This window comes from Sulfurovum sp., assembly GCA_026990595.1.
In the GTDB taxonomy this organism is placed as follows: domain Bacteria; phylum Campylobacterota; class Campylobacteria; order Campylobacterales; family Sulfurovaceae; genus Sulfurovum.
Map to the genome: position 1 here is coordinate 16,145 of JALXCZ010000005.1, position 13,593 is coordinate 29,737.

A 13,593-nucleotide genomic window follows, 5' to 3' on the forward strand; every position below is an offset into this window, starting at 1 on the left:
ATTATGATTTACTGTTATTTATATTGGTGTTGTAAGAGTACAACATCCTACAGTGCTAAAATGGGTTTGCGTAGGGTGTTGTACCCTTACAACACCATTAATTCAAATACATTACGAACAAATATTTTGATATAATATTTGCATGAAAATAAATTACAGCACTATTAAAAAAATTATAGAAAAACTGACATCACAAAATCAAACTATCTCTTTTGCAGAATCTTGTACAGGAGGAAGAATAGTTGCGTCTTTTACTTCTGTTTCCGGGGCTTCAGCTGTATTGAATGGCTCTGTGGTGACATACTCCAATGAGATAAAACATCAATGGCTAGGAGTCGAGTCACAAGTACTTGAAAAGGAGGGGGCAGTAAGCAAAGCGTGTGTGTCTCAAATGTTGGACGGCATCCAAAAAATGGTACAAAGTGACTATGCCATCGCAGTATCTGGTATAGCCGGACCTACAGGGGGGACAAAACTTAAACCTGTGGGAACAGTTTATATAGGCTTTTTAACACCGCAGGACAAAGAGATAATCCATTGCCATTTTGAAGGTAACAGAGAAGAGGTACAGGAACGATCCGTTAGATTTGCCATAGAGAAGTTAAGTCAAATCATTAAAATTTAAATTATTTCCAAAAAAGTCTAAAAATCTCTTGACAATTAAAGGTTTCTGGGCTATAATTCCGTCCACTTATTCAGTGAATGAGTGCAAAAATGTGTGACCCGTTAGCTCAGTTGGTAGAGCAATTCCCTTTTAAGGAATGGGCCCTAGGTTCGAATCCTAGACGGGTCACCACTTTAACTTTACAAATTTTGTTTTTTGGTCGCTTAGCTCAGTTGGTAGAGCGCTACCCTTACAAGGTAGATGTCACAAGTTCGAGTCTTGTAGCGACCACCATTAATAGAACACGAAATGAACAAAGTTCATCTTCAGCTATGTTAACATTGAGTTTTTTCAGCAAATACTCACAAAACTAGTTTTGTTTTATTAGATTTAACAATGTATCTATGCGGCGGTAGTTCAGTTGGTTAGAATACCTGCCTGTCACGCAGGGGGTCGCGAGTTCGAGTCTCGTCCGCCGCGCCACTACATTGTTGACCCGTTAGCTCAGTTGGTAGAGCAATTCCCTTTTAAGGAATGGGCCCTAGGTTCGAATCCTAGACGGGTCACCACTTTTAACAATTTTATGTTTAATCGGTATCTGATGACCCTTTCATCTAGTGGCCAAGGATATTACGTTTTCAACGTAAAAACAGAGGTTCAAATCCTTTAGGGGTCGCCAAAGTTATTACGATATAATCTCATTTCAAAATATGGTCGCTTAGCTCAGTTGGTAGAGCGCTACCCTTACAAGGTAGATGTCATAAGTTCGAGTCTTATAGCGACCACCATTAATAGAACGCGAAATGAACAAAGTTCATCTTCTGCTACGCTAACGCTGTGTTTACTTCAGCAGTAGGCTCACGAAACTAGTTTCGTTTGTTTCAAAGTAATAACTTTTTAGCCTTTTAATAGGTTTAGGTGCGGTGGTAGTTCAGTTGGTTAGAATACCTGCCTGTCACGCAGGGGGTCGTGGGTTCGAGCCCCATCCACCGCGCCACTTCTTTTAAATACAATCATAAATTCTAATCATACTACGCGGACATGGTGAAATTGGTAGACACGCTAGATTCAGGTTCTAGTGGGAGCAATCCCGTGGAGGTTCGAGTCCTCTTGTCCGCACCAGAGAAAACAATCATTTATTTTTTTGATTTACAGGTCATTTTTTATGGGGATAGTTCTGTCTCATAATGTATATTTATTTTCCAGATAACCCCGTAGGTCGGGGTGCCCTCACCCCGACATCAATTTGCATAAGAAAAAAGCTTTTATTTTGGAATTGAATTTAGGTAGGCATTCCCACAGGAGATGGATAGGAACGAGTTAGTTAAATGATATTGTCTGATGATATATTATTTATTTTTTCCGAATGCATCACTTGGAATAAGAATCAGACAGAGAAATACAATTAGATCAAATAGTTGAACCATCATACTTGCAGTAGTAGTCTCTGCCCCTACAGTAGCTGTGGCACTCTCTGCTGTTCTAACAACAGCTGTACTGACTTCAACAGACTGTGCCGGGAAAAGTATATTTAGTATCAGTGAGACCATTATGATACCAAAGATCGTCCAGACAGGCGGCAAGCCCATATCACGGATACGCTTAGCCAGGATATTGATCTGTGCGATCATCATCACTATCATAAAAACAAAAAAACCGATAATAGCTGCAAAACCAAAATGTTCTAGTAATATTGCCTGAGTTGCAGCGATATCTCCACCCATGATATTCTCTGTAGCACCCATAGCAAAGATACCACCAAAAATAATTGCGACAAACAATACTATGAGTAAGAGATAATATCCAAGATAAGGCAGTCTCTTTAACCTTCCGTTAGCCCACTCTCCAAAATAAACTTTTACCATTGTGATTCCTTTTTGCAGAATTAAATTTGAATTTTACTTGTTTCTCAATCGAATACGCACAGATTCCTCATGCGCCGTCAACCCCTCAGTATTCGCTATCAATGCACACTGTTCCCCTATCTCTTTCATACCTTGTTTAGACATAGAGATGATAGACGACTTCTTCAAGAAGTTGTCTACACTGAGTGGTGAGTAGAACTTCGCTGTTCCACCTGTAGGAAGTGTATGGTTAGGGCCTGCTACGTAGTCACCTATAGGCTCAGGTGTATTCTCACCTAAGAAAATGGCTCCTGCGTGTTTAATACTGTCTAGCAATACCATAGGATCTTTGGTAACCACTTCCAAGTGTTCTGGTGCTATCTCATTCATAAGAGATATCGCCTCATCCATGTCTGAAGCTACGATAATAGCACCACGCTCTTCTATGGACTTTCTTGCTATCTCTTCACGACTGAGTGTACCAAGGAACGCTTCTACTTTATCACTCACCTTGTTAGCAAGTTCCTCATCGGTAGTGATGAGGATAGACGATGCCATTTCGTCGTGTTCTGCCTGACTCAGCAGGTCAATAGCAAGGTAGTCTTCTCTTGCTGTCTCATCTGCCAATATACCTATCTCAGAAGGACCAGCTATCATGTCTATGTTTACTTCACCATAGACTAACTTTTTAGCTGTAGCTACAAAGATATTTCCCGGTCCGGTGATGACATCTACCTTGGGAATAGTCTCCGTTCCATACGCCATTGCACCTATGGCAGAGGCACCACCTACTCTGTAGACTTGTGTCACTTTACAGAGGTGACAGGCTGCCAGTAAAAGCTCATTGAGCTCATTATCTGGTGCTGGTGTACAAACCACTATCTCTTCTACACCTGCTACTTGTGCAGGAATGACGTTCATAAGAAGTGAGCTTGGGTAGGCCGCTTTTCCACCAGGGATATATAGCCCTGCTCTATCTACAGCTGTGACTTTTTGCCCGAGTATAGTTCCGTTGGCTTCTTTGTCCATCCAAGTCTTAGGCATAAGCTTTTGGTGATACGCCTCTATGCGATCGTACGCGAGGTGTAAAGCATCACGGAGTTTTGGGTCTATGTTTTCATAGGCTTTAGCCATATCGTCTGTACTTACAAGAAGTTCAGCATCCTCTTTAGGTTCCCATCTGTCAAACTTGGCTATCTGTGCTTTGAGTGCAGTGTTCCCTTCAGTTTGTATCTCTTTAAGTAGCCCAGAGACAATGCTTGTAACACCTTCAATATCCATCTTACCACGTTCTAAAAGTTCATTGAAGTTTGCTTCAAAAGTGTCGTCACTGCTATAAAATATTTTCATTTTTTATCCTGTTACATTGGTGTTGTAAGGGTACAACACCCTACATACCGTATTTTCGTTCGTATCTTGGGAGCATACTTTCATTACCTAACACACCACCTTGGTGTATGTAAAGTGTAGGCTTAGCCATAACCTCAGAATGAGCAAGTAAAGTACGCCATCCCAGTGGGTCATAAAGAAGGTCAAAGACCACTCCCGTTTGTTGTTGTAATTTTAGCCAAATTTTGTAATTTTCTCTATAGAGTTTCCCAAAATGGTGTTTTTTCTCTAGGCTTATAATGCGAGGATGATGATTTTCATCCTCTTCTAACTCAAAAAATTGCTTTTTTAAATAGTCACTATCCCCAACACAAGGGCATGTGTACACCGTAGGGTGTTGTCCCCTTACAACACCTTCAATATTCAATGATTTTTGAAGGAACAGTGCTGTAGTTCCTGTACCTGAAGGGAGAAAAATATTGAGTTCTTTAATATTATTCTCTTTTTGCCACTCTAGTATCTCTTGAGCTAATACTTTAATGCCATACTCAGCTTCTTTTTGTCGTCCACCCTCTTCTATATATAAAATATTTTGATTTGTCGGGGTAAGGATACCCCGACCTACGTGAAGTTGCATACCATTTTTAATTGCTCCAGCATAATTACCATGAGGATTATCACGTAAATAATCTGCTACATGATCCACATAATACTCAAACTCCCACCCTTTCATCTTGGCAAGAACAGAGAGTGAATACATCGCATTTGACTGTGCAGAACCATAGGAGACTATCTTGGTAATATCAGGAAAATCATTTTCTAAGAAATAGTAAAATTTACGGGCTTTATTTCCGGAGAAGTCTGCATGAAGAAGATCATCACGCTTCAAATAAAAAGAGTGTCCTTCAAAAGAAATCATTTCAACAGGAGAATTTTTTATCATGCTCTTCCTATCAAATCACGCGAATGCGTGCCTTGTCGTCCCGAACACCCTTGAAAGCAGAGCGATTTGAGAGGGACGACGCTTTTTTTGCTTCGTTTTTTTCTAAAAAAAATGAAGAGAAAACAACGCCTCAGTTAAAATAAGAGGAAATTAATTAAACAAAAATAGTTAAAGCGAAATTACTAATTTCGCCCCACACAATTCAGATCATCAAATGCCTGTTCAAGTCTTTTCACCATAGACTCTTCCCCTGCTCGAAGCCATTTACGAGGATCATAATGACTCTTATTAGGCTTATCATCCCCGTCAGGATTACCTATCTGCCCTTGCAGATAGTCATGATTCTTTGCTACGTAATTGCGTACACCATCCCAAAATGCCCATTGAGTATCGGTATCAATATTCATTTTAATCACACCATAGCCAATAGCTTCACGGATATCTGAAAGTTCAGAACCAGATCCGCCATGGAAAACAAAATTCACCGGTTTTTCACTTGTATTATATTTCTCTTGAATATACTTTTGTGAGTTATCTAAAATCTTTGGAGTAAGTGTCACATTCCCTGGCTTATAGACACCATGCACATTACCAAATGATGCTGCGATGGTGAATTTATCAGAAATTTTTGAAAGCTCTTCATAGGCATAGGCTACTTCTTCAGGCTGTGTATAGAGTAAAGCGTTATCAATGTGACTATTATCTACCCCATCCTCTTCTCCACCTGTTACACCAAGTTCGATTTCAAGGGTCATACCCATTTTAGACATACGCTCCAAATAGTTTTTACAAGTAGCGATATTTTTTTCTATAGGCTCTTCAGAAAGGTCGATCATGTGTGAAGAAAAAAGAGGCACACCGTGTGCTTTAAAATGTGCTTCACTTGCATCAAGCAAAGCATCTATCCATGGAAGCAGTTTTCTTGCTGCATGATCGGTATGAAGTACTACTGGAACTCCATAAGCACGAGCAACCGTATGCACATGCTGTGCACCGGAAATAGACCCTAAAACAGCTGCTTCATCTGATGGCAAGCCTTTACCTGCATAGTAGGCTCCACCACCGTTTGAAAACTGTACAATGACCGGAGAGTTTACTTTTTTTGCTGCCTCAAGTACAGCATTAATGGAAGATGTACTGACTACATTAACTGCAGGAAGGGCAAATCCCTCATTTTTTGCTATTTCAAAGACTTTTTGAAGGTCATCCCCTGTGATCACACCTGCATTCACGACATCTAACACTTTTGTAGACATTAAAACTTCTCCCCCGATTTTAAAATTTTTATTTTACTTTGATTTTTGCACTTTTCATAAGTCTGCTTACAACTTTTTCCTGTTTAAGCTGCATTTTAATACTGTTTTTCACTTTACTGTATGCAGGGATCTTTCTCTTGCTCTTTGCTTTTTTCGCTGCAGCCTTCATTCTGTTGTATGCTTTTTTTGCTTCACTGTCAGACACTTTTGTTTTTGACATTTTTTTCTGCATCCAAAAGCCTGCAAGTGCTGCTTCTTTTTCTTTAGAAGTTAAACCTTTTCTTGATGCAGCTGCAACCAATTTACTCGGTGCCATCATAGTAATAAGCTGTTTTTTACCCTCAGCAGGAAGTTTAGACCAAGTCATTTTTCCTTTTGTAAGTATCTTGAGCGCCTTATTGGCTTCTTTAACAGTAATTTTCATACCATTGACGGTACCTGCTGTTTGTGCTGATACGGTTGCTGTTGTAAGCGCTAACGCTAATCCCAGTGTTGCTAAAATTTTTTTCATTTCCGTTTTCCTTTGATATAAGTGTTGGTATTTTACCCAATATTTGTAAAATTGTTAATTAACTACAGTTTCATACCTGCTATTTTTTTGTTACATTTGCCTCTTTGGAAAGATCAACGATCTTTGCTTTACTTTTAAGCTCTTTTGCCACTTCTGCTATTTTTGTAGAGAATTGTTTCTGTTTCAGTGATGCAATAATCTTATTTTTTACCTGTTCATACGGTACCGGTTTTGCATCTGATTTTCCTTCAAGATAGATCACATGATAACCAAACTGCGTTTTTACCGGCTTGGTTGTAATTTTTCCTACATCAAGACCCCAAACTGCTTTTGAAAATGCCGGAACCATCTGACCTTTGGAGAAATTTCCAAGATCTCCGCCTTTTGGTCCGGAAGGTCCTGTCGATTTAGCTTTTGCCAACTCAATAAATTTTGCTTTAAGTGCTTCACCGTCCAATGATTTCAGTTCATCAATGATCGCCTGTGCCTCTTTTTCAGTTTTGACTAGAATATGTCTGGCATGCACAGACGCTTTTTGCATAAATCTCTTACTGTTCTTATCATAAAACTCTTTAGCCTCACTCTCACTGACCACTGCATTATCCATTTGGGATTTCATCCACATATTCACGAGAAGTTCCTGTTTGATCTTCTCCATATTTTTCTGAAATTCAGGCTTTTTATCAATACCTTCTTTTTTTGCCAACTCTGTAAAAAGTGCTTTTTCTACCAGTCTCTCTTTGATCATATTCTGCTGTGCTGGAGCTAACTGGGAAAAATGTGCATTAGGTGCACTCGCATTGACAAACGCTTCAGCATCCTGTTTTGTAATATTTTTACCATTGACTGTAACAAGTATGTCTGATGCAACCACTGATGTTGCCATTACAGCAACAGCAAGTAGTGACGTTTTTGCTAGTTTTAACATTATTCTAAATCCTTTTTAATAATCTTAGCATGTATCATATCCTTACAAGTTAAACAAATCATTAATAGCTTGTGATAAAATGCCAGAAACAAAAGCATAGGACAAAATTGTGGAGAAAAAGCGTACAAAAGTCAAAAAAGCAACCAAAAAAGAGATAGAAGAGATTAAAGCACTTTTTCTTGAACACTATCCGGACTCTGTGACTGAACTGCAATACAAAAACCTTTATGAACTGCTTATTGCCGTCATGCTCTCTGCACAATGTACTGATAAACGGGTTAATCTGATCACCCCTGCACTCTTTAAAACCTACCCTGACCCTGTAAGCCTTGCAAATGCCGATCTTGATGAAGTCAAAAGTTACATTAAAACCTGTTCATTCTTCAATAACAAGGCAAAGAACCTCATCAAAATGGCACAAACAGTAGTAGAAAATTATAATAATGAAATACCGTTGGAGCAAAAAGAACTTGTCAAGCTGGCAGGTGTAGGGCAGAAAACTGCCAATGTTGTGATGATAGAGTATGCTGGAGCCAATCTCATGGCTGTAGATACACACGTTTTCAGAGTTGCACACCGCTTAGGACTTAGTGATGCGAACAGTGCTGTAAAATGTGAGGAAGAACTGAGTAAAAAATTTAAAACCGATCTGCATTTACTCCATCAAGCTATGGTACTTTTCGGACGATACAGGTGCAAAGCACTTAAACCGGAATGTGAAGAGTGTTTTATGGCTGCACACTGTAGAACCTCCCAGACATTTAAGGTTTAATGCTCATCATGTGTTCTTCTGTGGTACCTTTCAACCACTTCAGGGTCATGATGTAAATTTATCTTTGCATCTTTTTTACCATCATAGGGAATTTGGGAAAGTACATAGCGTATGGATTCCAGTCTCGCTCGCTTTTTATCATTACTGTCCACAATAATCCATGGTGCAAACCCAGTATGTGTACGGCTGAACATCTCCTCTTTATAATACGTTACCTTATCCCACATCTCTTGTGCTTTCTGATCTACAGGACTTAACTTCCAGTGTTTAAGCGGATTGCTCATACGTTCTTTAAAACGTTTTTTCTGATTGTCTTTGGTAATGGAAAACCAGAATTTAATAAGAATAATACCATCATCCATAATAGCATGCTCTATTTCCGGTACTTCTTTCATAAATTTCTCATATTGTTCAGGTGTACAAAAATCAAAAACCGGCTCCACTATGGCACGGTTATACCAGCTTCTATCAAAGAAAGTAATCTCTCCAGGGTTTGGTAAATGTTGAAAATAACGCTGAAAGTAGAATTGTCCCGTTTCTACTTCCGTCGGTTTTTGAAGCGCCACGACTCTGAACTTTCTAGGATTAAGATACTGTGTAAAACGCTTGATCGATCCACCTTTCCCCGCAGCATCACGTCCTTCAAAAATAATCATTACACGCTTTTTATTATCATAAACCCAGTTTTGTAATTTTATAAGCTCAACCTGCAACTCTTTCAGTTCATTCTCATACTCTACATTACGTGTGATCTTGGCAAGTTTTTTCTTACCCATCAACTGACTTAACCCACTTTTGGTTTTTAGTAAGTGGAAATTATGTTCGAGTTCTTTAAGAATATTCTTTGATTTTTTATCTTCAATATTCTTTTTCAAATACTCGAGATCTTGAAATATTGTTTTCATTTTTATCCTTCATATCAGGCATTTCAAACCCTTGGTATTTTTTAAGCTTACTCCTACCCGGCTTGTTATGAAATTATAAAAATAATTTGTGAAAAATATTTATAAAAGTGTGAAAAAAATACACAAGTTATATCATTTTTACTCGCTTGATGACCCCCTGCAGCACTTCAAATGTTTTTTCTACGGAATCTACATTTACCATCTCTCTTGTAGAGTGAGGATAACGGATTGTCGGACCTATGGAAGCAAACTGCATCATAGAGTACTTTTCTGCGATGACACCGCACTCAAGTCCAGCATGGATCGCCATCATCTTTGTTTTGCCAAAGACAGCTTTCATTTCATCATTGACGAGATTGGTAAACGCTGAGACATCAGGTTTCCATGCTGGGTACTTGTCTTCTACCTTTACAGAAAAACCATAATCTTCGAACATCTTTACTGTCTCTTCTGTCAAATCTTCCAATGCGTCTGCTCCCATGGCACGAGCCGAAATCTCTATCTTGAGTCCACCTTTCTCATCTGATGTAATAATCGCAAGGTTAATACTCACATCAGGAATACCGAGTTTTTCATTTTGTGCCCGTACCCCATGTTTGAACCTATGTATAAGCTCTATGAGTCTGTCCCCTTCTCTCAATACTTCAGGTGCCTCTTTCAGTTTACGGACTGTGACATTTTCCTGGCTTTCCAAGAGCGTTTCACTTCGTACAATAGCTACCGCATTGGCAGGGATGGAGTTACGGCGTTCCCCTGCATACATACTTGCAAGCTGGGTCACACGGTTTTCATATAAATAGCTGCCTAGTATCTTAATGGCAGAGGGGATACCTTTATCTATATCTACACCTGAGTGACCACCGACAAGCCCTTTAACTGCCACTTCATAACAGTCACCTTCTCCTTTTTTATAATTATCCTGTTTAAATGCTGTAATATCTGCACCCCCTGCACATCCTATGTAGACTTCTGCCTCATCTTCACTGTCAAGGTTCAACATCATCGTAGCTTTCAGATCAAATGCTACTTTATTTGCACCGATGAGCCCTATCTCCTCATCTGAAGTGATCAGAAATTCCAATTCCTCACCTTCATCCATGAGTTGCATCATCATAGCAATAGCCATCCCGTTATCAGCACCCAGTGAAGCATTCTTTGCCTTTATCCACCCTTCTTCCATATAGGTCTCTATCTGCGGTGCTTTCCCCATACAGACCATATCATAGTGCGCTTGCAGACATAATTTGGGTGTACCCTTATGGATATAGATATTCTTTACCTCATCCACTTCTACTGCATATCCTCTCTCTTTGGAAAAAGCCACTAAAAAATCCAATAATTTATCCGCCTCTTTACTACAATGAGGTATTTGCGTTAGCGTTTGAAAGTGTGCAATAATTTGTGACATATCAGTCCTTTTGTGCTTTTTAGTTACTTTTTTAAAAAAAGTAGAGAATAAATATTAAACTAGAATAGCAATTTAAAATTCATAAAGAAGTATAGTATAATCCTATAAACAAAAAACTGTGAAGTATGCTGTCATCCTATTGAACTTCTGTTTAAATTCTCAGGGGAACATCTAATCAGTTTTGATGCAAAAAAAATAGAAGGGATCTAGCACTCACCTTCTAGTTTTTCAAAACGTGGTACAAGCCTACCTTCCACCTCTACTTTTTCTACAAACATCTCATAAGGACGTACCCATATTCCCCTCTGTGCATACATTGCCCTATAGACTACCATCCACTCTTCTGTTTCAGAGTGCTGTGCGGTCATAAGAACTTCATAAAGATTACCTTTATAGTGCCGGTAAATACCTTCTTTTAGTTTCACATTCAACCTTTTTCTAACTATTGAATCTTCTGAATAACCTAGATATTCAGAAAATTCTATTGTTTTCATTTTTCTTATTATAGAAATATTTGTCTACTCTACTCATCATACTCTCTCTTGTATCTCCGTTTTTATAACAGGTTACCCCAAAACTGCAGCTAATAGAAATATCCTGTTTAAAATGATGTTTCTGTATCACTTTATCAAGATGTACGGCAAAGATCAGAGCATCCTCTTCTTTGGTCTCAAGAAGTATCAGTAAAAACTCGTCTCCTCCCCATCTGCCGAAAACATCACTCTTCCTAATCGTCTTTGCTATCAGTTTGGAAAGTTCCTTTAAAATAGAATCACCCACTTTATGTCCATATCGGTCATTGATATTTTTAAAGTCATCTATATCAAAAAAGATCACACACAGCGGATTACCGTGCCTTTGTACCAAAGCTATTTCATTATCTAACGTTGCATCAAGCATATGTCTGTTAAAAATACCGGTTAAACTGTCTATGTTCACCAGTTTTTTCAACTTTTTCTCTGTTCTGTTCTTTTGGATGATCTCTTTTTTCAACAGTAAAAGCCATACACTGAAAAAGGTAAAAACAAAAAGTGCACTTGCTAGCAATGCATAAAAGTATTTACGGGGAATCTTCTGCTGACGGTGGATCGTTATCCAGCGTTTATTGATCGCATTTTTCTCTTCTTTTGTGATGGAATCGATTGCTTTGTTGATCAGGGGTACCAGCATGGCATAATCTTTTCTCAGCATAATAGCTACAGAAAAATATTCCGGAATACTTCCTGATATTTTTAACGTTTCAAAATTATTCTTGTTGATCTTGTAGGCGATCACGGGAAGAATATCGATCGTTGCAAAAGCTTCTCCTTTTTCAACAAGAGAGAGTGCATGATCTATGGAATCTGTAAATTTAATATTAAGATGAGGATAGTGTTTAAGCAAGATAGCGGTCGTTGCATATTTTTTTGGCATGACGATCACTTTATTTCTGATCAATTCGATATCATGAATAAATCCGATGTTGTTCTTTGTTGCGACCACCATAGGATATTTGGCATAAGGTTTGGAAAATACAGCATATTTCAAGCGCTCTGGCGTTGCCTGTGCAGCAATGGTCATATCGGCTGTTTTGTTTTTGATCGCATCCAATACCTGAGTCCAGTTGTTTGCTGTTTTACAACCATCTTCAATACCAAGTCGTTCACGTATCAGATCCCAATAATCAAACCCTATCCCTACAAGTTTATCATCTTCAAGTAGATTAAAAGGTGCCCAGAGTCCTGTCGATATGCATGTAAGCGGATGGATTTGAATAATCTGCTTTTCTTGCAAAGTCAAAGGCAGAGGTTGGGCATAAGCAAAGGTAAAAAGCAATAGAAAAATAATGTATTTCATCTTATACCCCCTCCTTCAAAGGTGATCGAATATAAGCATATATAATATATTCTAACATAACATTTTGTTTTTGCAAAATACCGGAAAAATGCTTCAGTCACCCAAAAGGATATAGGATTGATCCCTAAAAGTAGAAAATCGGAAAATTCCAATTTTCTGGTAGTTACTTCTCTGTTAAAGTGTTATAGAGTTCCACATACTTCGTGTCACCCTCGGCTCTTGCTTTCATGGCAGATCGTGGGTGTTCCACAAGCTGACCTGTGATCATATAGGGGATACTGTAACCCCAGTCCAGCTCTTTTTCCAAAGGAACGATGTACTTTTCTATGAACTCAAGCACAGGAAGCTGTTTATATTTCGGATTTTTCAAAAAGCCGATAAGCAGTTCCATAGGACAGTTCCCTGCCCCACGTCCGAGTCCGGATATAGTACAGTCCAAGAAGCTTGTACCATATATCATCGCTTCAATGGTATTTGCATATGCCAGCTGTATATTGTTATGCGCATGGATACCTACCTGTTTACCCTTGGGTTCTGCTACATCAAGGTATTTCCCGGTGAGCTTCTTGATCTGCTCAGGGTAGAACGACCCAAAAGTATCGGCGATGTAAATGACATCTACATTGGTCTTGCCAAGTATCTCCAATACCTCATCCAGTTCATCATTGAACGACTTGGCAATAGCCATTACATTCACCGTAGTTTCATACCCCTTGGCATGTGCTTCTTCTATGAGTTCTATTGCCTCAGGTATCTGGTGAATGTACGTGGCTATACGTATCATATCGATCACAGACTCCTCTTTAGGCAAAAGTTCCTCTTTGACCGTTCTTCCGATGTCGGACATAACAGCTATTTTCATATCGGTATCATTATTACCGACAATACGTCTGATGTCCTCTTCTTTAGAGAAGTTCCACACACCGAACTCCTCTTCACTCATGAGTGTCGGAGAGTTGTTCTTCCCTATCTCCATATAGTCCACACCAGCAGCCACACAAGTGTCATACACACCTCTTACAAACTCATCTGTAAAGTGGTAATTGTTTACCAGCCCACCGTCTCTTATGGTACAGTCAAAAACTTTTATATCTTCTCTGGCAAGAAGCATGGATCCATGTTTTTCCAGCATGCATCATCCTTATAGTATTAAAATTAGAAAAATAATATCGTTTTATGGTTTGTGTTTGTATTAAAGGAGTGGGGATTTTTAGGTAATTGTTTGGTGTTGTACCCTTACAACACCAATAATTTGAA

At 38.9% G+C, this 13,593-nt stretch carries 13 protein-coding genes and 8 tRNA genes; 10 read left to right on the forward strand and 11 right to left on the reverse strand.

The genetic code is table 11. The annotated features are described in order from the left end of the window. Positions 1-142: 142 nt before the first annotated feature. The 9 genes from MVE01_RS01540 (at position 143) to MVE01_RS01580 (ending at position 1,726) form a co-directional block, all read left to right on the forward strand. Entirely contained in the window at positions 143-625 is a 483-nt protein-coding gene (locus MVE01_RS01540; protein ID WP_472560403.1) for a CinA family protein, read from the forward strand. 95 nt (positions 626-720) lie between these two features. Next, positions 721-796, forward strand: a tRNA-Lys gene (locus MVE01_RS01545). 26 nt (positions 797-822) lie between these two features. Continuing rightward, positions 823-898 (forward strand) — tRNA-Val (locus MVE01_RS01550). A 112-nt stretch (positions 899-1,010) separates the two neighbouring features. Further along, positions 1,011-1,087 (forward strand) — tRNA-Asp (locus MVE01_RS01555). Positions 1,088-1,097: 10 nt separating this feature from the next. Further along, positions 1,098-1,173: transfer RNA gene (locus tag MVE01_RS01560), tRNA-Lys, on the forward strand. 34 nt (positions 1,174-1,207) lie between these two features. Continuing rightward, positions 1,208-1,283 (forward strand) — tRNA-Glu (locus MVE01_RS01565). 33 nt (positions 1,284-1,316) lie between these two features. Then, positions 1,317-1,392: transfer RNA gene (locus tag MVE01_RS01570), tRNA-Val, on the forward strand. A gap of 132 nt (positions 1,393-1,524) precedes the next feature. Next, positions 1,525-1,601 (forward strand) — tRNA-Asp (locus tag MVE01_RS01575). Positions 1,602-1,639: 38 nt separating this feature from the next. Next, positions 1,640-1,726: transfer RNA gene (locus MVE01_RS01580), tRNA-Leu, on the forward strand. A 227-nt stretch (positions 1,727-1,953) separates the two neighbouring features. On the opposite strand, the gene MVE01_RS01585 is transcribed toward MVE01_RS01580, so the two are convergent. The 6 genes from MVE01_RS01585 to MVE01_RS01610 form a co-directional block, all read right to left on the reverse strand. Beyond that, positions 1,954-2,469 (reverse strand): DUF805 domain-containing protein, encoded by a 516-nt coding sequence (locus tag MVE01_RS01585; RefSeq protein WP_472560404.1) that lies wholly within the window; start codon positions 2,467-2,469, stop codon positions 1,954-1,956. Between the two features lie 33 nt (positions 2,470-2,502). Beyond that, a complete protein-coding gene (gene hisD, locus MVE01_RS01590) occupies positions 2,503-3,798 on the reverse strand; it encodes a histidinol dehydrogenase (RefSeq protein WP_472560405.1) in 1,296 nt (431 codons plus the stop codon). A 40-nt stretch (positions 3,799-3,838) separates the two neighbouring features. Then, complete coding sequence (locus MVE01_RS01595; protein ID WP_472560406.1) at positions 3,839-4,720, reverse strand: 1-aminocyclopropane-1-carboxylate deaminase/D-cysteine desulfhydrase; 882 nt, start codon at positions 4,718-4,720, stop codon at positions 3,839-3,841. Between the two features lie 182 nt (positions 4,721-4,902). Further along, positions 4,903-5,976 carry a class II fructose-bisphosphate aldolase gene (fbaA, locus tag MVE01_RS01600; RefSeq protein ID WP_472560407.1) on the reverse strand — a complete coding sequence of 358 codons (1,074 nt, stop codon included), beginning with the start codon at positions 5,974-5,976 and terminating at the stop codon, positions 4,903-4,905. 28 nt (positions 5,977-6,004) lie between these two features. Then, positions 6,005-6,487: a hypothetical protein gene (locus tag MVE01_RS01605; RefSeq protein WP_472560408.1), complete on the reverse strand. Its 483-nt coding sequence runs from the start codon at positions 6,485-6,487 to the stop codon at positions 6,005-6,007. A gap of 79 nt (positions 6,488-6,566) precedes the next feature. After that, a complete protein-coding gene (locus tag MVE01_RS01610) occupies positions 6,567-7,415 on the reverse strand; it encodes a peptidylprolyl isomerase (protein ID WP_472560409.1) in 849 nt (282 codons plus the stop codon). Between the two features lie 109 nt (positions 7,416-7,524). Here MVE01_RS01610 and nth point away from each other — a divergent pair, with 109 nt between their 5' ends. Then, a complete protein-coding gene (gene nth / locus MVE01_RS01615) occupies positions 7,525-8,187 on the forward strand; it encodes an endonuclease III (RefSeq protein ID WP_472560410.1) in 663 nt (220 codons plus the stop codon). Here nth and ppk2 read toward each other — a convergent pair. The 5 genes from ppk2 to MVE01_RS01640 form a co-directional block, all read right to left on the reverse strand. Next, the gene (gene ppk2 / locus MVE01_RS01620) at positions 8,184-9,092 is read right to left on the reverse strand and encodes a polyphosphate kinase 2 (RefSeq protein WP_472560411.1); all 909 of its coding nucleotides are present in this window, start codon (positions 9,090-9,092) and stop codon (positions 8,184-8,186) included. The genes nth and ppk2 overlap by 4 nt on opposite strands. Positions 9,093-9,219: 127 nt before the next feature. Then, positions 9,220-10,500, reverse strand: a complete 1,281-nt coding sequence (locus MVE01_RS01625) for a M20/M25/M40 family metallo-hydrolase (protein ID WP_472560412.1) — start codon at positions 10,498-10,500, stop codon at positions 9,220-9,222. 206 nt (positions 10,501-10,706) lie between these two features. Then, the gene (locus tag MVE01_RS01630; protein WP_472560413.1) at positions 10,707-10,925 is read right to left on the reverse strand and encodes a DUF1653 domain-containing protein; all 219 of its coding nucleotides are present in this window, start codon (positions 10,923-10,925) and stop codon (positions 10,707-10,709) included. A 46-nt stretch (positions 10,926-10,971) separates the two neighbouring features. Next, positions 10,972-12,336: a transporter substrate-binding domain-containing diguanylate cyclase gene (locus MVE01_RS01635; RefSeq protein WP_472560414.1), complete on the reverse strand. Its 1,365-nt coding sequence runs from the start codon at positions 12,334-12,336 to the stop codon at positions 10,972-10,974. Between the two features lie 163 nt (positions 12,337-12,499). After that, a complete protein-coding gene (locus MVE01_RS01640) occupies positions 12,500-13,468 on the reverse strand; it encodes an aldolase catalytic domain-containing protein (RefSeq protein WP_472560415.1) in 969 nt (322 codons plus the stop codon). Positions 13,469-13,593: the final 125 nt, after the last annotated feature.

Bases quoted from the DNA above. Each gene is read 5' to 3' on its own strand.
- hisD (WP_472560405.1), bottom strand. From the start codon at position 3,798: ATGAAAATATTTTATAGCAGTGACGACACTTTTGAAGCAAACTTCAAT.
- MVE01_RS01595 (WP_472560406.1), bottom strand. From the start codon at position 4,720: ATGATAAAAAATTCTCCTGTTGAAATGATTTCTTTTGAAGGACACTCT.
- MVE01_RS01585 (WP_472560404.1), bottom strand. From the start codon at position 2,469: ATGGTAAAAGTTTATTTTGGAGAGTGGGCTAACGGAAGGTTAAAGAGA.
- ppk2 (WP_472560411.1), bottom strand. From the start codon at position 9,092: ATGAAAACAATATTTCAAGATCTCGAGTATTTGAAAAAGAATATTGAA.
- MVE01_RS01605 (WP_472560408.1), bottom strand. From the start codon at position 6,487: ATGAAAAAAATTTTAGCAACACTGGGATTAGCGTTAGCGCTTACAACA.
- MVE01_RS01640 (WP_472560415.1), bottom strand. From the start codon at position 13,468: ATGCTGGAAAAACATGGATCCATGCTTCTTGCCAGAGAAGATATAAAA.
- MVE01_RS01625 (WP_472560412.1), bottom strand. From the start codon at position 10,500: ATGTCACAAATTATTGCACACTTTCAAACGCTAACGCAAATACCTCAT.
- MVE01_RS01540 (WP_472560403.1), top strand. From the start codon at position 143: ATGAAAATAAATTACAGCACTATTAAAAAAATTATAGAAAAACTGACA.
- fbaA (WP_472560407.1), bottom strand. From the start codon at position 5,976: ATGTCTACAAAAGTGTTAGATGTCGTGAATGCAGGTGTGATCACAGGG.
- MVE01_RS01635 (WP_472560414.1), bottom strand. From the start codon at position 12,336: ATGAAATACATTATTTTTCTATTGCTTTTTACCTTTGCTTATGCCCAA.
- MVE01_RS01610 (WP_472560409.1), bottom strand. From the start codon at position 7,415: ATGTTAAAACTAGCAAAAACGTCACTACTTGCTGTTGCTGTAATGGCA.